Origin of the sequence: Cryobacterium sp. M96, assembly GCF_002929845.1 — a bacterium.
GTDB lineage: Bacteria > Actinomycetota > Actinomycetes > Actinomycetales > Microbacteriaceae > Cryobacterium > Cryobacterium sandaracinum.
This window is the reverse complement of the sequence record NZ_PJJS01000054.1, coordinates 43,453-70,190: the sequence shown is the minus strand read 5'-3', so window position 1 is coordinate 70,190 and position 26,738 is coordinate 43,453. Positions and strand designations below refer to the sequence as shown.

The window sequence follows — 26,738 nt, the reverse complement described above, 5'->3', positions numbered from 1 at the left end:
ATTAACGACCCAGAGGCCCTACGACAGCCTCCCACCGACGAGGTGGATCGCCCCGATCGCATACCCCCCATGGGTATAGGATGAGAGTGTTCGACACGGAGATTGTCGCTGTGAGGCCGATTCTTCAGAATGGAAGATTCACATGACTCAGGAAGCCGAAACTACTGTCCTCGAAGTGCAGGGCGTTCAATGGGCATCCTCGCGAGCGATCGTCGAGTCGGTGCTCGCCCGCCGCCCCGGCGTGTTGAGCGTTGATGCGAATCCGGTAGCGCAAACCGCGAGCGTGACCTTCGATCCCAGGCAGACCTCCGTCACTGATCTGGCGGCATGGGTCCGGGAATGCGGTTACCACTGCGCTGGACGCTCCGTGCCCGATCACATCTGCGATCCGGTGGCGTCATCCGTCACCGACCACACCGAACATGAAATGAAGACCGGACAACCGCCTCGAACCATGCAGGAGACCATGGGGCATGGTGGCGCGCACGGCGACATGTCCATGGCCGGCATGATCCGGGACATGCGCAACCGGTTCATGGTGGCGGTGATCCTGTCGGTTCCGATCACCCTGTGGTCGCCGATCGGCCGCGACGTTTTCGGTTTCGCGGTTCCTGCCCCGTTCGGGCTGCGGAATGACGTTTTCGCGTTGATCCTGTCTCTGCCGGTCATTTTCTATTCGGCTTGGATCTTTTTCGATGGGGCCTTCCGGGCGCTGCGGGCTCGAACCCTGGACATGATGGTTCTGGTAGCCGTCGGTGTCGGAGCGGGCTGGCTCTATAGCCTGTCTGTCACCCTTACCGGTGGTGGGGAAGTTTTCTACGAGGCTGCGACCGTTCTGACCAGCTTCGTCCTCCTGGGCCACTGGTTTGAAATGCGTGCCAGGGGCGGCGCAAACGACGCCATCCGCACGCTGCTCGAGTTGGCACCGTCGATGGCATTCGTCATCCGAGACGGGGAACCGGTTGAGGTCCCGACCGCGGAGGTTGTCCCGGGCGACCTCCTCCTGGTTCGGCCCGGAGCAAAAGTTCCAACTGACGCCGTCGTAGAAGACGGTGAGTCCGACATCGACGAATCCATGGTCACCGGGGAGAGCCTTCCCGTCGCCAAGAGCATCGGATCCAACGTGATCGGCGCCACAGTGAACACCACCGGAACCCTTCGCGTGCGGGCGACCAAAGTCGGCGCCGATACCGCACTCGCGCAGATCGTGGCCCTGGTTCAGGAAGCACAGAACTCCAAGGCCCCCGGACAACGGCTAGCCGACCGCGCGGCCTTCTGGCTTGTGCTCGTAGCCCTCATTGGCGGCAGCGCCACCCTGGGTGCGTGGCTCTTGGCCGGCGCGAGCCTTCCTACCGCGATCCTCTTTGCGATCACCGTCGTCGTCATCACCTGTCCGGATGCGTTGGGCCTGGCGACACCGACCGCCATCATGGTCGGCACCGGCCTGGGCGCCAAACGCGGTGTCCTCTTTAAAACTGCGACCGCGTTGGAGACTTCAGCTCGAATCGACACGGTCGTCCTGGACAAGACGGGAACTCTGACCCGGGGCGAACCAGAGGTGACGGACTTCATTGCTGTTGGGATGGATGAGGTCGAGTTGTTGGCCCTTGTCGCTGCAGTGGAACGGGAGTCCGAGCATCCGCTCGCCGCAGCCGTCGTCAGTTACGCCGTCGGGCGCGGCGCGACTGCGTTGGAAGCATCTGCGTTCCGCAATGTTCCGGGACATGGTGCCGGCGCAACAGTCGCAGGACGCCAGGTGTTCGTCGGCAACCGCAAACTCATGGTCGCCCAGGGCATCGATATTGATCCGGTGTCCGCCCAGCGTCAGACGTTGGCCGCCACCGGACGGACGGCGGTCCTCGTCGCCGTCGACGGGAAGGCCGCTGGGGTCATCGCCTTGGCTGACGCCGTTCGAGAGACCGCGGCGGCCGCCGTTGTCGCTCTTCACGAAGCGGGAATCGAGGTCGTCATGCTCACCGGCGACAATGAGGCGACCGCGCAGCGGATCGCATCCATGCTCCAGATCGACGTTGTGATCGCCGAGGTGCTCCCGGAAGACAAGGCCGCGAAAATCAAGGAGCTGCAGGCGTCCGGCAAGCGAGTCGCGATGGTCGGCGACGGAGTCAACGACGCTCCGGCCTTGGCACAGGCGGACCTGGGCATCGCCATCGGGGCGGGGACGGACGTCGCCATCGACACGGCGGACGTAGTCCTGATGCGGTCAGACCCCCTCGACGTCCCCATCGCCCTGCGCATCGGGAAAGGCACCGTGCGCAAAATGCGCCAAAACCTCGGCTGGGCGGTCGGCTACAACGCGATCGCGCTCCCCATTGCCGCCGGCGTTTTCTTTCCGACGTTCGGCATCCGGCTCAGTCCGGAAATCGCCGCCATCTCCATGTCCGGCTCCAGCGTCATCGTCGCGGTCAACGCGCTGCTACTCAAGCGGCTGCGCCTCCCGCGACAGCCCGAGAGCACGACGGCCACCACATCGGCTGACGGAGCAGGGAATGACGTCGGAGTTTCAGCCTGATCTGGCGCCGGCCCGCAGGGGTACCACGACCGCGAATCTGGCTCCCTGCCCTGTCCCTCCCGACGAGGCCGTCACGTCCCCGCCGTGCGCACGCGCTATTTCCCGGGCGATCGTGAGACCGATCCCTGATCCGGCGGAGCGGCGGGCCTGTCCGGGCACACGGTAGAACCGCTCGAAAACACGGTCTGTGTCCTCCTCGGCCAGGCCCACTCCCGTGTCGATCACGACGACCTCACCACGGCCGTCGGCGCCGTGCGTCGTGATGGTGACCGCACCGCCCGCCGGGGTGGCGAGCAGGGCGTTGCCGAAAAGGTTGGTCAGAACCTGGGTGATCCGGTCCGGGTCCACGTGCACGGGCAGCGGCGTGGCGACGTTGAGTGTCAACGTCACGCCCGAATCTTCGAATTGCGGAGCGAGCCGGTTGGCCGTGCGGCGAGCAAGATCGGCCAGGTCGGCATCGACTGGATGCAGATCGAGCCGCTGTTCTTGAGCGCGCGACAGGCTGGACAGGTCATCGGAGAGGCGATGCAGGCGGCGCAGTTCCTCGCTGAGGGAGGCGAATGTGTCGGGGCTGGCGGTGAACACGCCATCGATCAGCCCCTCGACGTAGCCGTCCAGAACGGTCAGTGGGGTTCGCATTTCATGCGCAACCTCCCCGAGCAGCCGGGTTCGCCGTGACTCGGTATCGGCCAGGGCCTGGGCCAGCGTGTTGACGTCTGTGGCCAGCGCTGCGAGTTCCGGCTCGGAGGGGACGGGGACCCTGCCGCCGTATTTTCCGGCAGCGATCAGTTTGGTCGCGGCCCGCACAGCGTTGAGGGGGCGAAGTAGGCGCCCCGTGACTGCCGCGGCGACGAAACCTGCGGCGATGACGCTGGCCAGTACCCCGACGATCAGCGAGGTCGTGAGCGCGGATAGGAAGGCGGAGCGCACGCTGGTCGCGTCCATGGCCCCCATCGACATTCCGGTGCCCTCACTGTCCATCATCATCCCCAGCCGGTCTTCGAACAGTCGAGGAGCGAGCAGCGAGATCGTCAGATAAGCCACCATGCCGCCGACCACGGCAATAGCGGCATAGGAGATGAACAGGCGCAGCGAGAGGCGCATCTTCATCTGGGCCCGGCCACAAACTTGTAGCCCACGCCCCGCACCGTGGCGATCAGGTGTGGATCGCCGGCATCGTCGCCGAGTCGTGCGCGCAAACTGCGGATGTGAACATCGACGACCCGTTCGTCGCCGTAGAAATCGTAGCCCCAGACTTTTTTAAGCAGTTGTGCCCGGGAAAACACCCGCCCGGGCTCGGTTGCGAGTGCGGTGAGAAGATCAAACTCCAGGCTCGACAACCCCACAGAGACTCCATTCGCCTCAACCTCTCGGTGGGCGGGTTTGATGGACAAGCCATCGAAGCGAAGCAGGGCGTCTCTGTCGGTTCGCTCATCCCGATTGTCACGACGGAGCATTGCCTTCACTCGAGCCGTCACCTCGCGCGGGCTGAATGGCTTGGTCACATAGTCATCCGCACCCACACCGAGCCCCACGAGCTTGTCGACCTCCTCCGCCCTGGCCGTGACGAGGATCACGTACGCGTCGCTGAAGCCTCGCAACTGCCGGAGAACCTCCAGCCCGTCGATCCCCGGCAGCATTACATCCAGCAGCACGAGAGCGGGAGGGTCCTTATGGAGTACCGCAAGCGCCTCGGCGCCGTCCGCGGCCTCCGCTACGTCATAACCTTCCGCTTCCAGGTAGCCGCGCAGGACCGTCCTGATCTGCGCCTCGTCGTCGACAACCAGGACCTTCTGCATCGCTCACCCCTTTTCTTCTGATTATCGCCGTCCGGCGGCACGGACTCTGCACTGCGCCCCAGGGACTCGGCGAGGGAGTACCAACTCAGGCCTTACCTCTCGAGCACCTGCAACCGTTCTCGGTATTCCGTTTCATTCAATTCACCCTTCGCGAAGCGATCATCGAGTATTTGACGCGCTGGACCGCGCTCGCCTTGTCCGCGGCTCAGCGGAGTAGTCCCGCGGAACCCTCCGCGTTCAGTTTCGTCAGCAAAAGCCCGCACAACCCAGACAACAAGGAGGATGACTGCGACGAGCATGAGCAGCCCTACCGGCCATCCCCACGTCATGTTGTATCCGTTTCCCCACATCATTTCTTCTGCTCCTTCAGTTTGTGTTTATTTTCGTACATCCAGGCAGCCCGTGGACCGCTCCGCCTGTTCAGGAGACGGTCAGGTCCGCGCCATTCCCAAGCCCATCCCTACGCCCATCCCTGCGCCCGAGTGCATACCGACTCCCGAACCCATGCCCATCCCCTCACCTGGGGTGTGGGTCGCGTTCAGCATCGGGTCAATGCGGCTCCTCATCTGTTCTACGGCTGCCTCCCTGTCATCAGATGACAGAGTGCTGTTGGAGTCGAGAGTGGTCCTCTGCTGCGAGAGAATTACGTCTTTGAGACCAGAAACCGATTTTCCCTGGGCTTCAGCGACATCCGCGAGGGACCCACCCGACTGGACCCGGTCCTGCAGCTCCGTCCGACTCAAGCCGAGGTAGCTCGCGATCGCGACCATGGGCGAACTCTGCCCGAATGCCATGCCGGCCAAGTGGCCTGAACGGTGCTCGCCAACTGACGACGAGGTCGTCGATGGTGGCTGGGAAATAGCCCCATCACCGGTAGATGCCTGCGCCGCGGCAACACCGCCCGTGACAAGCGCTCCGACAAGCCCGAGTCCCGCAACACCAGCGGTCACGTTCTTCCGATTGAATTTCATCAGTCTCAACACCTTTCGCGTTCAGCCACCAAGTTGGTGTCCACACACCAGCATGCAGACCGCGCATGAAGCTCCAGCCCCCGAGCATGTGAAGGTTTGATGAAACGCGCTGGCCAGGCTCATACCGATCCGCAAAGCGCATGCCGACGGTCGTTATGCGTCGATTCCTGACACCAGCGGCGCAGCAAACCATCCGTCAACTGATCGAGTCATCGTCTGAAAATCAGATTGTCCACCGCATCCCGACAAGCCGGGAAAGACATCGCAGTGTGCACCTTGGCGCTGCGGGCTGAACGCCGAACGGCGTCGAGTGTCAGTCCGGTTGCGTCGTGACGAAAGCGAATCAACCCGGGCGGCGAAACGCCGCTGCAGCCCCGCATGGCGCTTGTGATAGTGGTTCTAAACACCGGAGCGGACCCGGGCCAAGGGGAGAGGATGGGCGATGGGTGATATCGCCGCGAAATCCTGCACCTATTACTGCTGGGGTACCTGGACTCGAACCAAGAACAACTGAACCAGAATCAGTCGTGTTGCCAATTACACCATACCCCACTGCCTGTTCCTCAGAACGGACCGACTCGTAACTCTAACCCACTCAGAGTGCCGGGACAAACCCAGAGCCGAAATCATCGCCGGCTCGAGCCGATTGCCGGGGCAGACCCCGAGGGGCCCGACACCGCGCGGCCAGTCACTCGAGAGTGGTGGCAGCCAGACGTGCAAGACGCAGCACGGACTCCGCCTTGCCCAGGATCTCCATCGACTCGAACAGCGGCGGCGAGATGCGCCGGCCGGAGACCGCGACCCGCAGGGGGCCGAAGGCCACGCGCGGCTTGAGCGCGAGCCCGTCGATCAGCGTCTCGGTCAGGGTGGTGTGCACGCGGTCGTGCGTCCATTCCGCTTCGGGAATGTCGAGCAGCGCTGCCGTGGACGTGGCGAGGATCTCGCGCGTGTTCTGCGGGAGCGAGGCGAGGGCATCCGGCTGGTAGGCCAGCGAGTCGCCGCCGATGAACAGGAAACCGAGCATGCCGGGTGCCTCGCCGAGCAGGGCGATGCGTTCCTGCACTAGCGGTGCGGCGGCCTCGAGAATAGCCTGCTGCACCTCGCTGAGTGGTTCGGTCACGTCGCCGGCGGCCACCAGGTACGGGATGACCCGGGCGGCGAAATCGGCCGGGTCGAGCAGCCGGATGTGGTCGCCGTTGAGCGACTCGGCCTTCTTGAGGTCGAAGCGGGCCGGGTTCGGCAGCACGTCGACGACGTCGAACGCGGCGATCATCTCATCGATCGTGAACACGTCGCGGTCGCTGGAGAGGGACCAGCCGAGCAGCGACAGGTAGTTGACCAGTCCCTCGGGAACGAAGCCGCGGGCGCGGTGGTGGAACAGGTTGGACTCGGGGTCGCGCTTGGAGAGCTTTTTGTTGCCCTCGCCCATGACGTAGGGCATGTGCCCGAAACGCGGCACGAACGTGGCCAGTCCGATGTCGATCAGCGCGTGGTACAGGGCGATCTGGCGCGGCGTGGAGGAGAGCAGGTCTTCGCCGCGCAGCACGTGGGTGACGCCCATCATGGCGTCGTCGACCGGGTTCACGAACGGGTACAACGGATGCCCGTTGGGCCGCACGACGACGAAGTCGCTGAACGAGCCGGCCGGGAAGGTGATCTCGCCGCGAACCAGGTCGTCGAAGGAGATGTCCGTGTCGGGCACCTTGAGGCGGAGCGCCGGCGAGCGGCCCTCTGCACGGAAGGCCGCCTTCTTCTCATCGCTGAGGTCGCGCTCGAAGTTGTCGTATCCGGCCTTCGGGTCGCGGCCGAGGGCGACGTTTCGCACCTCGATCTCCTCGCCGGTGGCGAAGCTCTCGTAAATGTGACCGGACGCCTTGAGCTGCTCGATCACGTCACGGTAGATGTCGTAGCGCTCGGACTGGCGGTAGGGAGCGTGCGGTCCGCCGACCTCGACGCCCTCGTCCCAGTCCAGGCGCAGCCAGTGCAGCGCGTCGAGGAGCTGCACGAAGCTCTCCTCGGTATCGCGGGCCGGATCGGTGTCTTCGATCCGGAAGATGAACGTGCCGCCGGTGTGCCGGGCGTAAGCCCAGTTGAAGAGTGCCGTGCGGATCAGACCGACGTGCGGCGTTCCGGTCGGCGAGGGGCAGAACCGAACGCGAACGTCGGTGCCGGTGGCAGTGGAAAACGGGTGCGCAATTGTCTCAGACATCACCCCCGATTCTAGTTGCCTCCGGGTGAGGGCGCGGGTGGGGATACGGGTGGCGCCGCGGGTGGCGCGTCCGGTCCGGCCAGCGCGGCGAGCCGGCGCAGGGTGACGGCAATGGCCGCCACGCCCGCGGACCCAGTGACCGTGACCGTGTGCAGGGTGCGGTGGTCGCGGCCGCGGGTGGGCCGGATGGCGACGAGAGGCTGCGCGCCGACGGAGTCGAGGGCAAGCGCGGGCAGCATCGCCACCCCGATGCCGGCCGCCACGAGGCCGAGCACGGCGGCCGCGTTGTCGGTCTCGTAAGAGATGCGGGGCGTGAAACCGTTGTGACCGCAAAGCTCCAGCAGGTGGCCGCGGCACCGAGGACATCCGCCGATCCAATTCTCCTCGGCCAGGTCGCCGAGGTCGACTGCGCTGTTTTTGGCCAGGGCGTGTCCGGCCGGCAGCACGAGCATCATCTCGTCCCGGCGGAGCCGGGTCACGACGAGGCCCTCGGCGCTGTCCCGGTGAGGGTCGACCCGGTCGCCGGGGTAGCTGAACGTGATCGCCAGATCGGCCTGGTTCTGGCGCACCAGAGCCACGGCTTCGGGCGGCTCAGCCTCAAGGTAGGTGACGCTGACTCCCGGATGGCGGCGCTGCAGGTCAGCGAGCAGGCGCGGCACAATGGTCGCCGAGGCGGAGGGGAACGCCGCCAGACGCACCCGGCCCGCGCGCAGGCCGCGCAGCTCGGACAATTCCCCCGCGGCGGCGTCCAGGGCCCCGCTCACGATGGCGGCGTGCCGGGCGAGCAGCCGGCCGGTCTCGGTGAGCCGCACGCCGCGGCCGATGCGTTCGATCACGGCCATCCCGATGCGCTGCTCGAGCCGTCTAAGCTGCTGGCTCACGGCGGGCTGGCTGTAGCCGAGCGCCGCCGCGGCCGCCGTGATCGAGCCGCAGTCGGCGAGCGCACCCACGACGCGCAGCATGGTGGAGTCGAGTTCGGGCTGGACGATGGCGGGCACGAAGTGATCATAACTGATGCTTATGGATTGCCTCAGCTACTGGTTATTGTCAAATGAATAGGCCGGTCGCATGCTGGAGAAATGATCCAGAGCGACTCTTCCGCGTCCCGTTCGACGCTGCCGGCCCGCATCGGCGTGCGCGAGGCGGGCGAGCGGTTCCGGGGCGGCCGCGGCTATCTGGCGGCCTGCACGCTCGGGCTGCCGACCCGGGAAACGGAAGCGGCCCTGCGCCTGGACGCCGACGCCTGGGCGCTGGGCACCGCGTCGGCGGCGGGGTACGCCGCCGTGGTCGAACGGGTCCGGCACGCGTATGCCAGACTCGTCGCTGTTCCGGTGAGCCGGGTCGCGATCGGGTCTCAGGCGTCCGTGCTGGCCGGCCTGCTCGCCGCGAGCGTTCCCGACGGCGCCGAGGTGCTCTGCGTCGATGGCGATTTCAGCTCGATGGTGTTCCCGTTCCTCAGCCAGGCGCACCGCGGGGTCACCGTGCGGCACCTGCCTCTGGCCGAGCTGGCCGTCGGGATCACCGCCGACACCTGGCTTGTGGCGTTCTCGCTCGTGCAGTCCGCCACCGGTGCCGTCGCCGACACCGCGGGGATCGTGGCCGCCGCCCGTGCTTACGGGTGCTTCACCCTCTGCGACACGACGCAGGCCGCCGGGTGGATGCCGGTGGACGCATCCGTCTTCGACGCCTCTATCTGCCACAGTTACAAGTGGCTCTGCGCCCCGCGCGGCGTGGCCTTCCTGACCGTGGCCGAGCGGCTGGCCGTACTGCTGCACCCGGTGCAGGCGGGCTGGTATGCCGGCCGGGACCCGTGGGCCTCCTGTTACGGACCGGACATGAACCTTGCGGCTGATGCACGCCGATTCGACGTCTCCCCGGCCTGGAACTCCTGGGTGGGCGCCGAACCCGCACTGGAGCTGTTCGGGCGGCTCGACCTGTCGACGGTGCGCGACCACGCGGTGGCGCTGGGCGACGCGCTCTGCGCCGGGCTCGGGCTCGCCCCGGCCGGGCAGTCGATCGTGACCTGGCCGGATGCCGACGGCACCGACCTTGAACGCCTCACCCGGGCCGGTCTCACCGCGTCGCGCAGGGCCGGGCGGGCCCGCGTCGCCTTCCACCTGTGGAATGACGAGGACGACGTCGCCGACGCCCTGCGCGCCCTGCGTCCGTAGCCGGGTCACGACGGGCGCGACCGCAGGGCCTGCTCGGCCAGAGGGCCTCGCGGCGACTCGACTACTTCTGTGCGGTGACGGCGGTGATGATCGCGCCGGCGAGAGCAGCGGAGGAAGCCGGATTCTGGCCGGTGTACAGGTTGCGGTCGATCTCCATGTGCTCGGCCCAGGCTGCGCCGGCGACGAAGTCGGCGCCCAGCGCGACCAGGCGGCTCTGCACGAGCCACGGCGCCTTGGGGGCGAGGCCGCCGAGAGTCTCCTCCTCATCGGTGAAGCCGGTCATGCGGTAGCCGGTGAAGGGCCAGCTGCCGTCGGCTAGCTGGGCGGCGAGCATGGCGGCCGGGGCGTGGCAGAGCACGCCGAGAATCGTTCCGGAGTCGAGGGCTTCGGTCATGATACGTCCGGAGTCGGCGTCGACGGCCAGGTCCTCCATCGGGGCGTGGCCGCCGGGGTAGAAGACGACGTCGTAGTCGGCGACCGTGATGTCACTAATCGAGCGGGGCTCGTCGAGTTCACTGCCGATGGTGTCGAGGTAGGCGACGATGGCCGCGGCCCGGTCTTCCCCGCCGGCCGCCTGGGGTGCCAGGCTTCCCGCGTCGATGGTGGGGGCGATGCCGCCGGGCGTCGCGATGGTGATCCGCCAGCCGGCCTCGGTGAACAGGCGGTGCGGTTCGGCGAGCTCTTCGGCCCAGTAGCCGGTGGGGTGCAGGCTGCCGTCGTTGAGGGTCCAGTGATCGGCGGCGCTGACGACAAAAAGTACGGAATTCATGGGTTCTCCAGAGTGTGTGATCGTGTGAAATGGATGCTGTCGGGAAAGTCAGACGTTCGTGCGGACGACCATCTTGCCGGTGTTCTCGCCACGCATGAGGCCGAGGAAGGCGTCGACCGCGTGGTCGATCCCGTCGACCACGGTCTCGTCGAAGACGACGTCGCCCGCGGCGAGCCAGCCGGCCATGTCGGCCGAGAACGCGGGGAAATGCTGCACGTAGTTGCCCACGATGAAGCCCTTGAGGGTCAGCCCGCGACCGATCATGTTCGCCAGGTTGCGCGGGCCGCCGGTCGCCTCGGTGTTGTTGTAGACGGAGATCGCACCACAGAGGGCGGCGCGTCCGCCGTCGTTGAAGCTGGCCAGTGCCGCCTCGAGGTGCTCGCCGCCGACGTTGTCGAAGTAGACGTCGATGCCGTCCGGAGCCGCGGCGGCGAGCTGCTTGGCGATGTCGCCGTCCTTGTAGTTGAAGGCGGCGTCGAAGCCGTACTTCTCGGTCAGCAGGGCAACCTTCTCGGCCGACCCGGCGGAACCGATCACGCGCTTCGCGCCCTTGAGACGGGCGATCTGGCCGACCATGCTGCCTACGGCCCCGGCCGCGCCGGAAACGAAAACGGTGTCGCCTTCCGTGAGCCCGGCCACCTCGAGCAGGCCCACGTAGGCGGTGAGTGCGGTCATGCCCAGCACGCCGAGGTAGGCGGAGAGAGGCACGCCGGGGATTTCCGGGACGACGCGGAAGCCGGAGGCCTCCTCCTGTACCAGGTCGCGCCAGCCGAACTGGTGCACGACCACGTCGCCGACGGCAACCGCGTCAGAGGCGGATGCGACGACGCGGCCGACGGCCCCGCCCGTCATCGTCTCGTTGAGGGCGTAGGGGGCGGAGTAGGACTTGGCGTCGTTCATCCGGCCGCGCATGTAGGGGTCGACCGAGACGAACTCGTTGGCCACGCGAACCTGACCGGGGGTCAGCTCGGGCAGGTCGATGCGGATGGTGCCGAAGTCGGCATCCGTTGGCCAGCCGGTGGGGCGGGCGACAAGCTGGATCTGGGTGCTGGTGATGGTGATGGACGAGGCCATGGCGGCTCCTCTGCTGCTTTGTAACGAATGTTTTAATATATTGTGTACTGAGCGATACACAAAACCACTCACAGCGAAAACGGAGGAAACACCATGGGGCGGCTGCAGAGTTTCGAGCGCACGACCGTCGTCCAGGCGGCCAGGGACCTGTTCTGGGACAAGGGCTTCGAGGCTACCTCGCTCGCCGACCTCGAAGATGCGACCGGTCTCCGGCGATCCAGCCTCTACCATGCCTTCGGCAGCAAGCGTGGCCTGTTCGACGCCGCCGTCGAGGACTACCAGGCCTCCGTCATCCGCCCGAGATTGCGGACCCTGACCGGGCCGGGGATCGGCCGGGCCTCGCTGCTGGCCTACTTCAGCGAACTCAGGTCGGCGGTCTCCGCCCTGCCGGAGGACTCCCCGCGCCGCGGCTGCCTGCTGGTGAACTGCGCCGCAGGCCTCGCCGGGCACGACGACTTGGCCCGCCAGGTCGTGGAGGGCTACCGGTCCGAGCTGACGGACACCCTTCAGGACGCCCTCCGGGCGGCCGGGACCGCGGCCGGAGGAAGCGCGCCGGACCGCGCGCCGGAACGCGCCCGCACCCTGGCTTCGCTCGGCATGAGCGCCATGCTGCTCGCCCGGGTCAACGCGACCGAATCGGTGGCGTTGCTGGATACGGCGACGGAGCAGATCCGGTCCTGGTTTCCCGTGCACGCCGCAACCGACGCCTGACGATCAGGCGCGCCGCACCGGATTCGTCAGCACGCCGATGCCGGCGATCTCCACCTGCACGGCGTCACCATGCACGACGGAGGCGGACCGGTCTGGGGCACCCGTCAGAATGACGTCGCCCGGCAGCAGGGTGAACACGCTGGAGACGAAGGAGATCATCTCAGCAACGGTGTACTTGAGCAGCGTCGCATTGCCCTTCTGGAAGACCTCGCCGTTGATGCGGGACTCGATGGTCAACGCGGTCCAATCGTATTCGGTGTCGATGACCGGTCCGAGCGGGCAGAACGAGTCGAAGCTTTTGGCCCGTGTGAGGTCGCCGTCGCGCTCCTGCAGATCGCGGGCGGTGACATCGTTTGCTACCGTGTAGCCCCAGATGGAGTCCTCGGCGGCGTCGACGGACACGTTGCGGGTGATCTTGCCGATCACGATCGCGAGCTCGCCCTCGACGTGCACGTTGTCCGTGGACACCGGCACGGTGATCGGGTCGCCGGGGCCGACGACGCAGGTGTTCGGCTTGAGGAAAAACCTGGGCTCACCGGGCGAGCGGGCCGCGGTGGACTGCTCGGCCGCGTCGGCGAAGTAGGACCACGCCATGCCCACGATCTTCGACCGCGGGATCACCGGGGCGAGCAGCTTCACGTCGCGCAGGGCCACGCGCTCCCCGGACGGGTCATAGCCCGCGAACATCGGGTCGCCCTTTAAAACGACGATCTCGTCGTCGTCGACGATGCCGAACGAGATACGTCCCTCGTGACTGAACCGTGCGATTTTCACGCGGGTCCCACCGGGGCGTCGAGCCGGGTGAGCCAGCCGTGGCGGTCGGGCAGGCGGCCGTACTGAATGTCGGTCAGCTCCTGGCGGAGCGCCATCGTGATCTGGCCGGCCGGGCCATCCGGGTCGCCGATGGAGAGGTTCGGGCCCTTGAGCTGCGAGATCGGGGTGACGACGGCGGCCGTGCCGCAGGCGAACACCTCGGTGATGGCACCGGATGCGACACCGTCCTGCCATTCGCCGAGGGTCACGTCGCGCTCCTCCACGGTCAGGCCTCGGTCCCGGGCGAGCTGGATGATGCTGTCGCGGGTAACGCCCTCGAGGATCGCGCCGGTCAAGCGCGGGGTGACGAGCGTGTCGGTGCCATGAACGAAGAACACGTTCATGCCGCCGAGTTCGTCGATGCGGCTGCTGGTCTCCCCGTCGAGGAAGAGCACCTGGGCGCAGCCGTTGTCATAAGCCTGCATCTGAGGCAGCAGGCTGGCGGCGTAGTTGCCGCCGCATTTGGCCGCGCCGGTGCCGCCGCGGCCGGCGCGGGAGTACTCGGTCGAGAGCCAGATCTTGATCGGGGCCACACCGTCTGCGAAGTAGGCGCCGGCCGGGCTGGCGATCACGTAGTAACCGACCTGGTGCGCGGCCCGCACGCCGAGGAAGCTCTCGTTGGCGATCATGAATGGGCGCAGGTAGAGGCTGGTCTCCGCAGCGGAGGGCACCCAGTCGCCGTCTACGGCCACGAGCTGCCGGATCGATTCGATGAAGTCGGCCTCGGAGAGTTCCGGCAGTGCCAGGCGGCGTGCGGAGCGCTGCAGGCGCTCTGCATTCTTCTCCGGGCGGAAGGTCCAGATCGACCCGTCGGCGTGACGGTAGGCCTTCAGCCCCTCGAAAATCTCCTGGCCGTAGTGCAGCACCGAGGAGGCCGGGTCGAGGTGCAGCGGACCGTAGGGCATGACCCGGGCGTTGTGCCAGCCCGCGTCGAGGGTCCAGTCGATGGCGACCATGTGGTCGGTGAACTTCTTGCCGAAGCCGGGATCGACGAGGATCTCTTCGCGCTCGATCTTCGTGCGGGCCGCGGTCGACGGCGTCAGGCTGAATTTCAGCGGGAAGGTGGCGGTTCCGGATGTCGTCGGGGGCGCTGGCTGGCTCATTGGATTCCCTTGTCTGTCAGTCGAGTCACGATGGCGTCGCCCACGGCGCTGGTGCTCCGGGGTATGTCGAGAGCCGCCCGGGCCACGATGTCGGCGGTCACGGCGGCAGTCACCCGGGCCGCGGCATCCGTGAGTCCGAAGTGCTCCAGGAGTAGTGCCACCGACAGGATGGCCGCCGTGGGGTCAGCCAGTTGTTTGCCCGCGATGTCCGGTGCCGAACCGTGAACCGGCTCGAACATGCTGGGGAACCTGCCCTCAGGGTTAATGTTCCCGGAGGCCGCAAGGCCGATGCCGCCGCTGATTGCCGCCGCGAGATCGGTGAGGATGTCGCCGAAGAGGTTGTCCGTGACGATGACGTCAAATCTACTCGGATTTGAGACCAGGAAAATCGTGGCCGCGTCGACGTGCAGGTAGTCGACGGTCACCTCGGGGTATTCGGCTGCGACGGCGGTGACGATCCGCTGCCACAGGCTGCCCGCGAAGACGAGCACATTGGTCTTGTGCACGAGTGTGAGGTGGCGGCGGGGCCGACCCTGGGCCTGGGCGAAGGCGTAGCGCACCACGCGTTCGACGCCGAAGGCCGTGTTGACGGAGACCTCGTTGGCCACCTCGTGCGCGGTACCCTGGCGGATCGCTCCGCCGTTGCCCACGTAGGGACCCTCTGTGCCCTCGCGCACGACGACGAAGTCGACGGTGCCCGGAGAAGCCAGCGGGCTGGGCACGCCGTGGAAGAGAACGCTCGGGCGCAGGTTCACGTAGTGGTCGAGCGAGAAGCGTAACTTGAGCAGCAGGCCGCGCTCGATATTCGCGTTGGCGAGGCGGGGGTCCCCCGGCACGCCGCCGACGGCGCCGAGCAGGATGGCGTCGTGGCCGGCGATCGCCGCGAGGTCGTCATCGGTCAACACATCGCCGGTTTCCAGGAACCGTGCGGCGCCGAGGGAGAACCAGGTTGCGTCGAAGGTGACGTCGTCGGCAGACGTGGCCGCCTCGAGAACCTTGACCGCTTCGGCGACGACCTCGGGGCCGATCCCGTCGCCGGGAATGACAGCAAGCTTGATGAGAGGGGACATTCGACTCCGTATGTCTGAAAGTTGGCTGTAGATAAACCCTACTGCGACGCAACGAGTGTCTAAGCTGGTCAACTCCTGACAACCAATAGAAAGCAGTTTCGCATGAGTCTCGGATTGGGAATCTTCCTTCTTGTCGTCGGCGCCATCATGGTGTTCGCCCTGAACGTGACCGTCGAGTGGATGGACATCGAGCTGGTCGGCTACATCCTGATGGGCGCCGGTGCTGTCATCATGGTCATCGGCATCGTCTTGCTGACCCGCAAGCGCAGCAGCATCACCACGACCCGCAGCGCCGTCGACCAAGCGAGCGGGGAACAGGTCACGTCGCAGAAGCGTTCCGTCGACGACGTCTAGGTCGACGTCCGTCGTGCCGGGGCCCGCGTCGAGGTCGACGTCGACACGCGCCCCGGCACCGGCCTGCGCCGGCGGCGGCCCAGGTGATCAGGTCGCCTTACGCAGGGTGACCAGCGCCACCAACGCCGCCGCCAGCACCAGAATGGTACCGATCCAGGCCGTGGGCCCAATTCCGCTGGTGAAGGCATCGCGGGCCGACGAGAGCAGCACGTTTGCCAGGCCGGAGGGCAGCCCGTCGGCCACGGCCACCGCACCGCCGAGGGTCTCCGCCGCCGCCGCGCTCTGCGCCGCGGTGAGGGCCTCCGGCAACACGACCGCACTGCGGTACGACGCCGTCAGGATGGTACCGAGGATGGTCGTGCCGAGCACGGCGCCCAGTTCATAGGCCGTCTCGCCGACAGCGGATGCCGCCCCCATCTTGGCCGCCGGGGCGTTCGCCACGATCAGTTCGTTCGAGACCGTCTCGGCCGCGCCGATCCCGATCCCGAGGGCCACGAAGACGAGCGCGATGCCGACCGCGTCGAGGTCTCCCCCGCCCAGGGCGGCGGCCGCGTAGCCGACGGCCGAGATCAGCAGTGCCACCGGAACGACGATCGACGGCCGCACGCGCCGGGCGATGGGCACGATGACGAGGCCGGACACGATCATCGCCGCCAGTCCCGGCACGAGCACCAGACCCGCCTCCAGAGGCGAGAGGGCCAGTACGAGCTGCAGGTACTGGGAGACGAAGAACAGGCCGCCGACGAGAGCCACGACGCTCAGCAGGTTGACGCCGATCGCCCCGCTGAAGGCCCCCTGGCGGAACAGCCCGAGGTCGATCATCGGGTGCGTCAGCCGGGGCTGGCGGCGCACGAAGACCACGCCTGCGGCGAGTCCGAGCACGATCGGGCCGAGCGAGAAGGGCGTGGGTCCGTGCTCCGCCAGGGCCTTGATCCCGTAGACGACCGGCAGCATGGTCGCCAGCGAGAGCGCGATGCTCGGCGCGTCGATGCGTCCGGGGTTCGGGTCGCGGGACTCCGGCACGAGCAGGGGCCCGAGAACCAGCAGCGGCAGGAGCAGCGGCACCGCGAGCAGGAAGACCGAGCCCCAGGCGAAGTGCTCCAGCAGCACGCCGCCCACCACGGGGCCGAGCGCGCTGCCTGCGGCGAAACCGCTCGCCCAGATCGCGATCGCCAGCCGCCGCTGGTTGCGGTCGGTGAAGACGGAGCGGAGCAGCGACAGCGTCGGCGGCATCAGCATGGCGCCGAAGAAGCCCAGCACGGCGCGGTCGATGATCAACCACTCGACGCTTGGGGCGAAGGCGGCCACCACGGAAACGGCGCCGAACCCGGCGGAGCCGATCAGCAGCAGCCGGCGGCGCCCGATCCGGTCACCGAGGCTGCCCATGGCCACTAGGAGGCCGGCGAGCATGAGCGGGTAGATGTCGATTACCCAGAGCAGCTGCGTGCCGGTCGGCCGCAGGTCCTCGGAAATGGCCGGCAGGGCGAGGTTGAGCACCGTGTTGTCGATCGAGACCAGGAGCACGGGCAGCATGAGCACGACGAGCGCCCACCACCGGCGGCGGGGGCTGAGCACACGGCTGACGGCGATGACGGGGGTGGTCTCTCGGACGGTATTCGACACGGGAACGACTTCTTTCGGCTCCAGGGACGGATGCTGCACCGTCCAGACGGTACAGTAAACCGTCCAGACGGTATAGTAGCACCATGAGCTCTAAAACCGCAGCCCCGGCCCGGAACGTGCCCCGCCTCTCCCCCACGCGCGATCGCATCCTGGACGCGTTCGCGCACCTCCTGATCGACCAGGGCGAGCGGGCGGCCACCCTCGAGGCGGTGGCGGTGGCGGCTGGCCTTTCCAAGGGCGGCCTGCTCTATCACTTCGGGTCGAAAGACGCGCTCGTGGAGGGACTCCTGGCCCGGCTCGACGCGCTCGTCGCCGACGATGTCGAACAAATTCGAGCGGCCTCGGCCGGAGCGGTCGACTACCTGATCCGCACGTCGATGAGCGAGGGGACGGTGCTCGACCAGTCGATCGGTGCGGCCGTCAGGCTCGCGCAGGGGGCACATCCGTTGGCCAATGCGGCCCTGGCCGCAACTCGACGCCAGTGGCTGAGCGTCATCGAGGAGGCGGTGGGAGACCCGGACGTGGCCGAGGTGATCATGCTCGTCAGTGACGGGCTGTACTACGAATCCACCCTCGCGAGCCCCGGCCAGCCTGCCGTCGATGACACATCGACGACGAGGTTGGACCGGTTGCTCGCGGTGATCGGGCGGATGACCGACGGAACTGCTATTCGGTGATGGAGATTTCGATCATGGCCTCGGCCGAGATCGCGTCGCGCACCGTGGCCAGCAGGCTCGCCGGAACGGGCGAGTCGACCGTCAGTACGCTCAGGGCCTTGCCGCCAGCCACGTGGCGGGCGATCTGCATGCCCGCGATGTTGATCTGGGCGTCGCCGAACTCGCGGCCGTAGACGGCCACGATTCCCGGACGGTCCGTGTAGAGCATCACGATCAGGTGGTCGTCGAACGGAACCTCGACGTCGTAGCCGTTGATCTCGACGATCTTCTCGATTTGCTTGGTGCCGGTCAGGGTGCCGGACACCGATACCTGCGAGCCGTCCGCGAGGGCGCCACGCAGCGTGATGACGTTGCGGTACTCCGGCGACTCCTTGTCGGTGATCATGCGCACCGCGACGCCGCGCTGCTCGGCGAGCAACGGCGCGTTGACATAGGACACGGTCTCGCTGACGACATTGGTGAAAATGCCCTTGAGCGCGGCGAGCCGGAGCACGCTCACGTCATAGTCGGCGAGCTCGCCGCGCACCTCGACGTCGACGCTGGTCAGCGGGCTGTGGGCGCCGAGACCGGAGAAGACCTGGCCGAGCTTCTCCACCAGCGGGATGCCGGGGCGCACGTAGGGGTCGATAACGCCTCCGGCGACGTTGACCGCGTCGGGGACGAGCTCCCCCGACAGGGCGAGGCGAACCGACTTGGCGACGGAGACGCCAGCCTTTTCCTGGGCTTCGTCCGTGGAGGCGCCGAGGTGAGGCGTGGTGATGATGTTGTTGAGGCCGAGCAGCTTCGACCCGGTCGGCGGCTCGTTGACGAACACATCGAGGCCGGCGCCGGCGATCGTGCCGGCCGTGAGGGCGTCGTAGAGGTCGTTCTCGTTGATGAGGCCGCCGCGGGCCACGTTCACGACGAACGCGGTGGGCTTCATCAGCTTGAACTGTTCGGCGCCGATCATGCCGTTGGTTTCGGGCGTCTTGGGCATGTGGATGGTGATGAAGTCCGACTGTGCAAGGAGCTCATCGAGGCTGACCGGAACCACGCCGAGCTGCTGGGCGCGGGCGGAGGTGATGTAGGGGTCATAGGCGATGATGTTCGTGCCGAAGGCCTGCATCCGCGCCGCGATGAGGGCGCCGATGCGGCCGAGGCCGATGATGCCGATGGTCTTTTCGTAGAGCTCGACGCCGGTGTACTTGGAGCGCTTCCACTGCCCCTGCGCCAGCGCGCCGTGGGCGGCCGGGATGTGACGGGCCAGGCTGATGATGTGCCCGACGGTCAGTTCTGCGGCGGAAATAATGTTGGAGGTCGGGGCATTGACGACCATGACGCCCGCAGCCGTGGCCGCTTTAATGTCGACGTTGTCGAGGCCGACGCCCGCGCGGGCGATGACCTTCAGTAACGGTGCGGCGGCGATTGCCTCCGCGTCCACCTTCGTGGCGGAGCGCACCAGAACGGCATGCGCCGTGGCCAGTCCGGCGAGTAGCGCGACCCGGTCAGTGCCGTCTACGGAGCGGACCTCGAAGTCGGGCCCGAGGGCGTCGACGGTGGCAGGCGATAATTCTTCAGCGATTAGGACAACAGGTTTTGACACGAAAACGGATCCTCCGATTGCAGCAGAAAAGCATGGCTTGCGCCGCGACCGTGGGGCGCCAGATATGAAATCACTCTATCGGCTGGAGAATAGGGCCATGAGCAGCGTTACATTCCCCGACCTCCAGTTCGCCGTGCGCATCGTGCTGGCGGTGGTCTTCATCGGCGCCGGCATCGCACATTTCGTGCCGGGTGTGGCGCGCACGATGAGGGCGATGATCCCGCCACGGCTGCGAACGACCGGGATGCTTCGCCCCGGCAACCTCGTCATCCTCACCGGAGTCTGCGAGATCGCGGGCGGGCTCGGACTGCTGTATCCACCCACGATCGTGACGGCCGGCGTCTGCCTGATCGTGTTCTTGGCGGCGATCTTCCCCGCCAACGCCTTCGCCGCGCGCTACCCGGACCGCTTCGGCGTGGCCGCGATCCCCCTCGTGCCGCGGCTGACCGGGCAGCTCGTGCTGATGGGGCTGATCGTCGTCGCGATCGCCTGAGCGCTAGGCGACGCCGTGCACCACAGGCGGAGCGCCCTGCCCGGTGTCGAACCAATTCGACGGAGATTTTGGGTCAAACACCCGTTTTTGAACCCAAACGCGCTGTTGAGAGCAACATCTCCGTCGAATTCGTTCGGGACACCGAGCGGCAGGGCCAGGCGAGCAGGCAGGGCCAGGCGAGCAGGCAGGGCCAGGCGAGCAGGCAGGGCTAGGCGAGCAGGCTGCCCGCGCCGAGGGTGAAGATGTTGGCGGCGATCGCGGCGTTCAGACCCAGGCCGGCCAGGAACAGGGCAGCCTGCGCGGCGGGTCCGCGTGAGCGCCCGATCCACGCGGCAAGCACGAAGACGAGGAGCGGGCCCAGGATGCCGACGAGGAGCACGAAAATACCGAGTCCGCTCAGCTGGGTGTCGAGGCTTTGAGCCAGGATGTTGAGGCCGACGAGGTTGCCGACGCCCTCCCAGATGTCGTAGGCATAGCAAAGGCCGAACAGGATCGCGATGCCCGTCGACAGCCAGCGCGGGGTGCGCCGCCGGGATGAGGGGATGGTCGCGGGCGTGGTCACCGGTGAATCGGTCATGCGATGACCCCCGGTCCGGAGATGAACGGCAGCGGGGCGAGCAGAACGACTCCGAGGAGTAGCCAGCCGATCCGGGCTCGGGGATGCGTTCTGGTCAGCCAGAACGTCACCGCGAACCAGACCGCTGGAGCGGCCACGGCCAGCCAGAGACCGAGGGAGAACATGAACTCGGACAACTCGTCGGCGGGCGGGGTCTGGATGCGGCCCACGCCGATGAACCAGCCCACCGTGTAGAGCAGATATATTCCGCCGAAGATTCCGAGCGAGACGAGCGCCAGGGAACTCGTGGCCGTGCGGGTCAGGGCGGCGTCGGCCGCCGCCTTCGCCGCGACAGCGGATGCCGGACCGGCCACGGTCCATCCGTCCGGCGGCGCGACGGAACCGGTCTCGGTGCCGGCCGCGGTGCCGGTGTCGGTTTCAGAGCCGGAGCCGGAACCGTCGCCGGTCGTGACGAAAGCGCCCGAATCGGGCTCGGCGGGCCGTGCGGTCGCGCCAGACTCGTCGCCGGAGACGAGCGTGGGGTCGTCGTCGCCGGCCCAGCCCAGGGCGTCGTCCCGGTTGTCGTCACCGGAGTGTCCAGAAGTCATGAGACCAGCGTACCGAGGCGCCGCCCGGGCGGCGCACACTTCCGGCTGATCACGACTTTCAGTGCCTTGGTTTCCGCCGCGCGGGAGAAGGTGTCGTACGCCTCGAGGATCTGGTCCATCCGGAACCGATGCGTGGTCAGCTTGTCGGCTGGGATCTTCTTCTGCGCGACGAGCCGGAAGACGGTGTCCGGGGCCGAGGCGCGCTCGAGCTTCGCGGCCGTGACCGTCTCCCCCGCCGGGCCGTCGGGGATGCCATGAACCGGTTGCGAATGGGGGTCGTGTCCTGTGCGAACCGGCAGGCCGGGTTCATCCACGGGCATCAATGGTGACCACCCGGACCGGACGTGGCAAGCACCCCGAACGCATCCTCGGGCAATCAGCGCCGTTGACGCGGCAGCGGGGCCAATCCAGTGGATTGGCCCCGCTGCCGATGCGAGCTCGGGTGTTAGCGCGCGGCTTCGCCGTCAGTGTAGTCGTCGTCGGCGGAGGCGTTCCAGGCGAACAGCTTGCGCAGCTCACGGCCGGTGGCTTCGATGGGGTGCTCTTCGCCCTTCTTGCGCAGAGCAAGGAACTCCGGTGCTCCGGCGTCCTGGTCCGCGATGAAGCGGGCCGCGAAGGCGCCGTTCTGGATGTCGGCGAGAACGGCCTTCATATTCTCCTTGACGTGGGCGTCGATGACGCGTGGGCCGGAGACGTAGTCGCCGTACTCGGCGGTGTCGGAGACGCTCCAACGCTGCTTGGCGATGCCCCCCTCCCACATCAGGTCGACGATGAGCTTGAGCTCGTGCAGCACCTCGAAGTAGGCGACCTGCGGCTGGTAGCCGGCCTCGGTGAGAACCTCGAAGCCGTACTGGATCAGCTGCGACGCGCCACCACAGAGCACGGCCTGCTCGCCGAACAGGTCGGTTTCGGTCTCTTCGGTGAAGGTGGTCTTGATGCCGGCGGCGCGCAGCCCACCGATCGCCTTGGCGTAGCTGAGGGTGAGCGGCCAGGCCGCGCCCGAGGCATCCTTCTCGACGGCGACGATCACGGGAACGCCGCGGCCGGCCTCATACTCGCGGCGAACGGTGTGGCCCGGTCCCTTGGGGGCGACCATGGTGACGTCGATGCCTTCGGGGGCCTTGATGTAGCCGAAACGGATGTTGAAGCCGTGTCCGAAGACAAGGGCCTTGCCCGCAGCGAGGTTCGGCAGCACGTCGTCGGCGAACAGGTGACGCTGCACCTGGTCGGGCGCCAGGATGACGATGACGTCGGCCCAGGCGGATGCCTCGGCGGTGCTGAGAACGGTGAAGCCGGCCTCTTCGGCCTTGGCCTTGGACTTCGAGCCCTCCTTGAGGCCGATGACGACCTCGACACCCGAGTCGCGCAGGTTCTGCGCGTGAGCGTGACCCTGCGAGCCATAGCCGATGACGGCTACTTTCTTGCCCTGGATGATCGACAGGTCGGCGTCTTTGTCGTAGTAAATCTCAGACACGAGTAAATGTTCTCCTTGTTGTTGTAGTCGGTGGTCGAGCTCTAGTTTTTGAAGACGCGCTCGCTGATCGATTTCGACCCGCGGCCGATGGCGAGCAGGCCGGACTGGGCGATTTCCTTGATCCCGTAGGGCTCGAGCACGCGCAGCAGCGCCTGCGTTTTGCCGGAGTCCCCGGTGACCTCGATCACGACCGCGTCGACGGACACGTCGACGACCCGAGCCCGGAACAGGGTCACGGCTTCGAGCACCATCGACCGGGTCGTGTTGTCGGCGCGCACCTTCACCAGCAGGTGTTCGCGCTGCACCGACTGGGCCGGGTCGAGTTCGACGATCTTGATGACGTTGATCAGCTTGTTCAGCTGCTTGGTCACTTGCTCCAGCGGTGCGTCTTCGACGTCGACGAGGATCGTGATGCGGGAGAGCCCGGGGATTTCGGTGTGGCCGACGGCGAGGCTCTCGATGTTGAAACCGCGGCGGGCGAAGAGGCCGGCGACCCGGGTGAGCAGGCCGGGCTTGTCCTCGACGAGGAGGCTCAGAACGTGGGTGCTCACGGGTTATTCTTCTTCCCAGGTCGGTGCGTGCTCTTTGGCATACTGCACATAGCTGTTGCTGACACCCTGCGGCACCATCGGCCAGACCATGGCGTCCCGGCTTACGATGAAGTCGATCACCACGGGCCGGTCGTTGGTCGCCAACGCCAGCTTGATGGCGTCGTCGACCTGGTCGGGGCTGGTGACCCGGATGGCGAGGGCACCGTAGGCCTCCGACAGCTTCACGAAGTCCGGCACCATGGCGGACCCGTGCCCGGTGTGCAGATCGGTGAAGGAGTGCCGTCCGTCGTAGAACAGGGTCTGCCACTGGCGCACCATGCCCAGCGAGGAGTTGTTGATGATGGCGACCTTGATCGGAATGTTGTTGATCGTGCAGGTGGCCAGTTCCTGGTTGGTCATCTGGAAGCATCCGTCGCCGTCGATCGACCAGACCACCCGGTCGGGCTCGGCCACCTTGGCACCCATCGCTGCGGGGATGGAGTAGCCCATCGTGCCGGCGCCCCCGGAGTTCAGCCAGGAATTGGGCCGCTCGTACTTGATGAACTGGGCCGCCCACATCTGGTGCTGGCCGACACCGGCCGCATAGACGGCTTCCGGCCCGGTCAGCTCGCCGATGCGCTGGATCACGAACTGCGGGCTCATGAGGCCGTCGGTCGGCTCGGAATAGCCCAGCGGGAACTCCTCCCGCAGCCCCTTGAGGTAGGTCCACCAAACGCTGACGTCGGGCGTCGTCGTGGTGATGGCGGCCGCGTAGGCGATGGTGAGTTCGGCGATGACCTCCTTGGCGTCACCGACGATGGGAACGTCGGCGGCGCGGATCTTACCGATCTCCGCGGGGTCGATGTCGACGTGCACGATCGTGGCGTGCGGCGCAAACTCGGAGACCTTGCCGGTGACCCGGTCGTCGAAGCGGGAGCCGAGCGCGATGATCAGGTCGGCCTCCTGCAGCGCGAGCACCGCGGACACGGTGCCGTGCATCCCGGGCATGCCCAGGTGCTGGTCGTGCGAGTCCGGGAACGCGCCGCGCGCCATCAACGTGGTGACGACGGGCGTCTTGCTGAGTTCGGCGAAGGCGAGCAGTTCTTCCGACGCGCGGGCACGGATGACACCGCCACCCACATAGAGGACGGGCTTCTTGGCCTCGGCAAGCAGCTGGGCCGCAGCCTGCACCTGTTTGCCGTGGGCCTTGGTGACCGGCCGGTAGCCGGGCAGGTCGAGCTTGGGCGGCCAGATGAACGGGGCGCTCTTCTGCTGGGCATCCTTGGTGATGTCCACCAGGACCGGGCCGGGCCGGCCGGTGGAGGCGATCAGGTGAGCCGACGCGATAGCCGCGGGGATGTCCTCGGGACGCTTGACCAGGAAGGAGTGCTTCGTGATCGGCATGGTGATGCCGACGATGTCGGCCTCCTGGAAGGCATCCGTGCCCATCAGGGTGGAGAAGACCTGGCCGGTGATGCAAAGGATCGGCACCGAGTCCATGTACGCGTCGGCGATGGCGGTGACAAGGTTGGTGGCGCCGGGCCCGGAGGTGGCGATGGCCACCCCGACGCGGTTGCTCGCCGAGGCGTAGCCCTCCGCGGCGTGGCCGGCACCCTGCTCGTGCCGCACCAGGATGTGCCGGATCACGGTTTGGCTCATCAGCTCGTCGTAGAGCGGAATGACGGCGCCGCCCGGCAGACCGAAGACGTCGGTGACGCCCAGCAGCTCCAGCGAGCGGATGATCGCACCGGAACCGGTGAGGATTTCCGGTGCCCCCGAGTCGGGCGCCCCGGCGGCCGCGGCAGACGAGGGCGACGGTGATGGCACGGGTGTTTCCGCGGTCATGTGATCAGTTCCCTAGTTCGATGACGAATAGTGAGTTCTAGCCCGTGACGGCGCCGACGGCCGCAGACTGGACAAGCTTCGAGTACTTTGCGAGAACGCCCCGGGTGTAGCGCGGAGGCAGAGGTGCCCAGCCAACACTCCGGGCGGTCAGCTCATCAGGGTCGACCAGTAGGTCGAGCGTGCGAGCTGCGATATCGACCCGTATCAGATCACCATCGCGCACGAAGGCGATTGGACCTTCGTCCACCGCTTCGGGTGCTATATGGCCGATGCACAGTCCGGTTGTGCCGCCTGAGAATCGACCGTCCGTTAAGAGTAGTACATCGGCGCCGAGCCCGGCGCCCTTGATGGCGGCGGTGATCGAGAGCATCTCCCGCATTCCGGGCCCTCCCTTGGGTCCCTCGTAGCGGATGACGACGACGTCTCCCTTCTGGATCTCCCCCGCAGTGAGAGCGTCCATGGCGGCGCGCTCACGCTCAAACACGCGCGCGGGTCCCTCGAAGATGTCGGAGTCGAAGCCGGCGGTTTTGACGACGGCACCCTCGGGGGCGATAGAGCCCTTGAGGATGGTGATTCCGCCGCTGGCGTGAATCGGGTTGTCGAGGGTGCGCAGCACCTCGCCGTCCAGTTCGGGCGGGTCGATCTCGGCAAGGTTCTCGGCCACGGTCTTGCCGGTCACGGTGAGCGCGTCGCCGTGGATGAGGCCGGCCTCGAGCAGGGCCCGCATCACGGCCGGCACGCCGCCGTGACGGTCGACGTCGTTCATGACGTACTTGCCGAACGGCTTCAGGTCGCCGATGTGCGGCACCTTGTCGCCGATGCGGTTGAAGTCGTCGAGGGTGAGCTCGACCTCGGCCTCGTTCGCGATGGCCAGCAGGTGCAGAACCACGTTGGTGGAGCCGCCGAACGCCATCGCCACGGCGATCGCGTTCTCGAAGGCTTTGAGGGTCAGGATGTCCCTGGCCGTGATCCCCAGACGCAGCAGGTTGACGACGGCCTCGCCGGAGCGGTGCGCGTAGTAGTCGCGGCGGCGGTCGGCGGAGGCCGGGGAGGCCGATCCCGGCAGGCTCATGCCGAGAGCCTCGGCCACGCTGGCCATGGTGTTGGCGGTGTACATGCCGCCGCAGGCACCCTCGCCGGGAGCGAAGGCGCACTCGATGCGCTTGGCGTCGGCCACGGACATCCGCCCGGCCTTGACGGCGCCCACCGCCTCGAAGGAGTCGATGATGGTGATGTCTTTTTCGGTGCCGTCGGAAAGCTTGACCCAGCCGGGAGCGATCGATCCTGCGTAGAGGAAAACGCTGGCCAGGTCGAGGCGGGCCGCGGCCATCAGCATCCCGGGCAGCGACTTGTCGCAGCCCGCCAGCAGCACGGAGCCGTCGAGGCGCTCGGCCTGCATGACAACCTCGACCGAGTCGGCGATGACCTCGCGGGAGACGAGGGAGAAGTGCATGCCCTCATGGCCCATCGAGATGCCATCGGAGACGGAGATGGTGCCGAACTGCAGCGGGTAGCCGCCGCCGCCGTGCACACCTTCTTTGGCGGCCTGCGCGAGGCGATCCAGGGAGAGGTTGCAGGGCGTGATCTCGTTCCACGAACTTGCGATGCCGATCTGGGGTTTCTCCCAGTCGGCGTCGCCCATACCGACGGCCCGGAGCATCCCCCGCGAGGTGGTGGCTTCGATTCCATCGGTGACGTCCCGGCTGCGAGGCTTCATATCGATCTCAGTCATGCACTGAGTCTAAACGTCCACTGAGGGCGGAACGTCGCCCGGGG

Annotated in this window: 25 protein-coding genes and 1 tRNA gene; 6 read left to right on the top strand and 20 right to left on the bottom strand. The window is 66.9% G+C overall.

Features of this window, described 5'->3' with window-relative positions; translation table 11 throughout:
• Window positions 1-142: 142 nt before the first annotated feature.
• Window positions 143-2,530 (top strand): cation-translocating P-type ATPase, encoded by a 2,388-nt coding sequence (locus tag CXY79_RS14345; RefSeq protein ID WP_104102920.1) that lies wholly within the window; start codon window positions 143-145, stop codon window positions 2,528-2,530.
• On the opposite strand, the gene CXY79_RS14340 is transcribed toward CXY79_RS14345, so the two are convergent.
• From CXY79_RS14340 to CXY79_RS14310, 6 genes are all read right to left on the bottom strand, one after another.
• On the bottom strand, window positions 2,522-3,640 hold the full coding sequence (locus CXY79_RS14340) for a cell wall metabolism sensor histidine kinase WalK (protein WP_104102917.1): 1,119 nt from the start codon (window positions 3,638-3,640) through the stop codon (window positions 2,522-2,524). The two genes, CXY79_RS14345 and CXY79_RS14340, sit on opposite strands and share 9 nt — an antisense overlap.
• On the bottom strand, window positions 3,637-4,329 hold the full coding sequence (locus CXY79_RS14335) for a response regulator (RefSeq protein ID WP_104102914.1): 693 nt from the start codon (window positions 4,327-4,329) through the stop codon (window positions 3,637-3,639). Before CXY79_RS14335 ends, CXY79_RS14340 begins: the two co-directional genes overlap by 4 nt.
• Window positions 4,330-4,421: 92 nt before the next feature.
• A complete protein-coding gene (locus CXY79_RS14330; protein ID WP_104102911.1) occupies window positions 4,422-4,682 on the bottom strand; it encodes an SHOCT domain-containing protein in 261 nt (86 codons plus the stop codon).
• 1,098 nt (window positions 4,683-5,780) lie between these two features.
• Window positions 5,781-5,852: transfer RNA gene (locus CXY79_RS14320), tRNA-Gln, on the bottom strand.
• 136 nt (window positions 5,853-5,988) lie between these two features.
• The gene (gltX, locus tag CXY79_RS14315) at window positions 5,989-7,509 is read right to left on the bottom strand and encodes a glutamate--tRNA ligase (protein WP_104102905.1); all 1,521 of its coding nucleotides are present in this window, start codon (window positions 7,507-7,509) and stop codon (window positions 5,989-5,991) included.
• A gap of 11 nt (window positions 7,510-7,520) precedes the next feature.
• The gene (locus CXY79_RS14310) at window positions 7,521-8,507 is read right to left on the bottom strand and encodes a LysR family transcriptional regulator (RefSeq protein ID WP_233191521.1); all 987 of its coding nucleotides are present in this window, start codon (window positions 8,505-8,507) and stop codon (window positions 7,521-7,523) included.
• Window positions 8,508-8,588: 81 nt separating this feature from the next.
• On the opposite strand from CXY79_RS14310, the gene CXY79_RS14305 reads away from it, so the two are divergent.
• Entirely contained in the window at window positions 8,589-9,680 is a 1,092-nt protein-coding gene (locus CXY79_RS14305; protein WP_104102903.1) for an aminotransferase class V-fold PLP-dependent enzyme, read from the top strand.
• A 61-nt stretch (window positions 9,681-9,741) separates the two neighbouring features.
• Here CXY79_RS14305 and CXY79_RS14300 read toward each other — a convergent pair whose 3' ends face one another.
• Window positions 9,742-10,449: a type 1 glutamine amidotransferase domain-containing protein gene (locus CXY79_RS14300; protein WP_104102901.1), complete on the bottom strand. Its 708-nt coding sequence runs from the start codon at window positions 10,447-10,449 to the stop codon at window positions 9,742-9,744.
• A 48-nt stretch (window positions 10,450-10,497) separates the two neighbouring features.
• Window positions 10,498-11,523 (bottom strand): NADP-dependent oxidoreductase, encoded by a 1,026-nt coding sequence (locus CXY79_RS14295; protein WP_104102898.1) that lies wholly within the window; start codon window positions 11,521-11,523, stop codon window positions 10,498-10,500.
• 93 nt (window positions 11,524-11,616) lie between these two features.
• On the opposite strand from CXY79_RS14295, the gene CXY79_RS14290 reads away from it, so the two are divergent.
• Window positions 11,617-12,234, top strand: coding sequence for a TetR/AcrR family transcriptional regulator (locus CXY79_RS14290; protein ID WP_104102896.1), 618 nt, complete (start codon window positions 11,617-11,619; stop codon window positions 12,232-12,234).
• A gap of 3 nt (window positions 12,235-12,237) precedes the next feature.
• Here the strand turns inward: CXY79_RS14290 and CXY79_RS14285 are convergent, their stop codons facing one another.
• From CXY79_RS14285 to CXY79_RS14275, 3 genes are read right to left on the bottom strand one after another with little or no spacing between them, the layout of a single operon-like run.
• A complete protein-coding gene (locus CXY79_RS14285; RefSeq protein ID WP_104102895.1) occupies window positions 12,238-13,008 on the bottom strand; it encodes a fumarylacetoacetate hydrolase family protein in 771 nt (256 codons plus the stop codon).
• Entirely contained in the window at window positions 13,005-14,150 is a 1,146-nt protein-coding gene (locus CXY79_RS14280) for a branched-chain amino acid aminotransferase (protein WP_104102894.1), read from the bottom strand. Before CXY79_RS14280 ends, CXY79_RS14285 begins: the two co-directional genes overlap by 4 nt.
• Window positions 14,147-15,220, bottom strand: coding sequence for a 3-isopropylmalate dehydrogenase (locus tag CXY79_RS14275; RefSeq protein ID WP_104102892.1), 1,074 nt, complete (start codon window positions 15,218-15,220; stop codon window positions 14,147-14,149). Before CXY79_RS14275 ends, CXY79_RS14280 begins: the two co-directional genes overlap by 4 nt.
• A gap of 102 nt (window positions 15,221-15,322) precedes the next feature.
• Here CXY79_RS14275 and CXY79_RS14270 point away from each other — a divergent pair, with 102 nt between their 5' ends.
• Complete coding sequence (locus CXY79_RS14270; RefSeq protein ID WP_104102889.1) at window positions 15,323-15,574, top strand: DUF6458 family protein; 252 nt, start codon at window positions 15,323-15,325, stop codon at window positions 15,572-15,574.
• Window positions 15,575-15,661: 87 nt separating this feature from the next.
• On the opposite strand, the gene CXY79_RS14265 is transcribed toward CXY79_RS14270, so the two are convergent.
• Entirely contained in the window at window positions 15,662-17,149 is a 1,488-nt protein-coding gene (locus CXY79_RS14265; protein WP_233191547.1) for an MFS transporter, read from the bottom strand.
• Window positions 17,150-17,280: 131 nt separating this feature from the next.
• On the opposite strand from CXY79_RS14265, the gene CXY79_RS14260 reads away from it, so the two are divergent.
• A complete protein-coding gene (locus CXY79_RS14260) occupies window positions 17,281-17,874 on the top strand; it encodes a TetR/AcrR family transcriptional regulator (protein WP_104102886.1) in 594 nt (197 codons plus the stop codon).
• On the opposite strand, the gene serA is transcribed toward CXY79_RS14260, so the two are convergent.
• Window positions 17,864-19,456 (bottom strand): phosphoglycerate dehydrogenase, encoded by a 1,593-nt coding sequence (gene serA / locus CXY79_RS14255; RefSeq protein WP_104102883.1) that lies wholly within the window; start codon window positions 19,454-19,456, stop codon window positions 17,864-17,866. The genes CXY79_RS14260 and serA overlap by 11 nt on opposite strands.
• A gap of 97 nt (window positions 19,457-19,553) precedes the next feature.
• Between serA and CXY79_RS14250 the strand changes: the two genes are divergently transcribed.
• Window positions 19,554-19,949: a DoxX family membrane protein gene (locus tag CXY79_RS14250; protein WP_104102881.1), complete on the top strand. Its 396-nt coding sequence runs from the start codon at window positions 19,554-19,556 to the stop codon at window positions 19,947-19,949.
• 208 nt (window positions 19,950-20,157) lie between these two features.
• On the opposite strand, the gene CXY79_RS14245 is transcribed toward CXY79_RS14250, so the two are convergent.
• The 7 genes from CXY79_RS14245 to ilvD all read right to left on the bottom strand — a co-directional run bounded on the left by CXY79_RS14245 (window position 20,158) and on the right by ilvD (window position 26,694).
• Window positions 20,158-20,526: a hypothetical protein gene (locus tag CXY79_RS14245; protein ID WP_104102879.1), complete on the bottom strand. Its 369-nt coding sequence runs from the start codon at window positions 20,524-20,526 to the stop codon at window positions 20,158-20,160.
• Window positions 20,523-21,113 carry a DNA polymerase III subunit gamma/tau gene (locus CXY79_RS14240; protein WP_104102876.1) on the bottom strand — a complete coding sequence of 197 codons (591 nt, stop codon included), beginning with the start codon at window positions 21,111-21,113 and terminating at the stop codon, window positions 20,523-20,525. Before CXY79_RS14240 ends, CXY79_RS14245 begins: the two co-directional genes overlap by 4 nt.
• Complete coding sequence (locus CXY79_RS14235; protein WP_104102873.1) at window positions 21,110-21,427, bottom strand: hypothetical protein; 318 nt, start codon at window positions 21,425-21,427, stop codon at window positions 21,110-21,112. Before CXY79_RS14235 ends, CXY79_RS14240 begins: the two co-directional genes overlap by 4 nt.
• Before the next feature lie 131 nt (window positions 21,428-21,558).
• Window positions 21,559-22,587, bottom strand: coding sequence for a ketol-acid reductoisomerase (gene ilvC, locus CXY79_RS14230; protein WP_104102870.1), 1,029 nt, complete (start codon window positions 22,585-22,587; stop codon window positions 21,559-21,561).
• Window positions 22,588-22,628: 41 nt separating this feature from the next.
• Window positions 22,629-23,138: an acetolactate synthase small subunit gene (ilvN, locus tag CXY79_RS14225; RefSeq protein WP_104102867.1), complete on the bottom strand. Its 510-nt coding sequence runs from the start codon at window positions 23,136-23,138 to the stop codon at window positions 22,629-22,631.
• A gap of 3 nt (window positions 23,139-23,141) precedes the next feature.
• On the bottom strand, window positions 23,142-24,962 hold the full coding sequence (locus CXY79_RS14220) for an acetolactate synthase large subunit (RefSeq protein ID WP_104102864.1): 1,821 nt from the start codon (window positions 24,960-24,962) through the stop codon (window positions 23,142-23,144).
• Window positions 24,963-24,999: 37 nt separating this feature from the next.
• Window positions 25,000-26,694, bottom strand: a complete 1,695-nt coding sequence (gene ilvD, locus CXY79_RS14215) for a dihydroxy-acid dehydratase (protein ID WP_104102861.1) — start codon at window positions 26,692-26,694, stop codon at window positions 25,000-25,002.
• Window positions 26,695-26,738 lie beyond the last annotated feature (44 nt).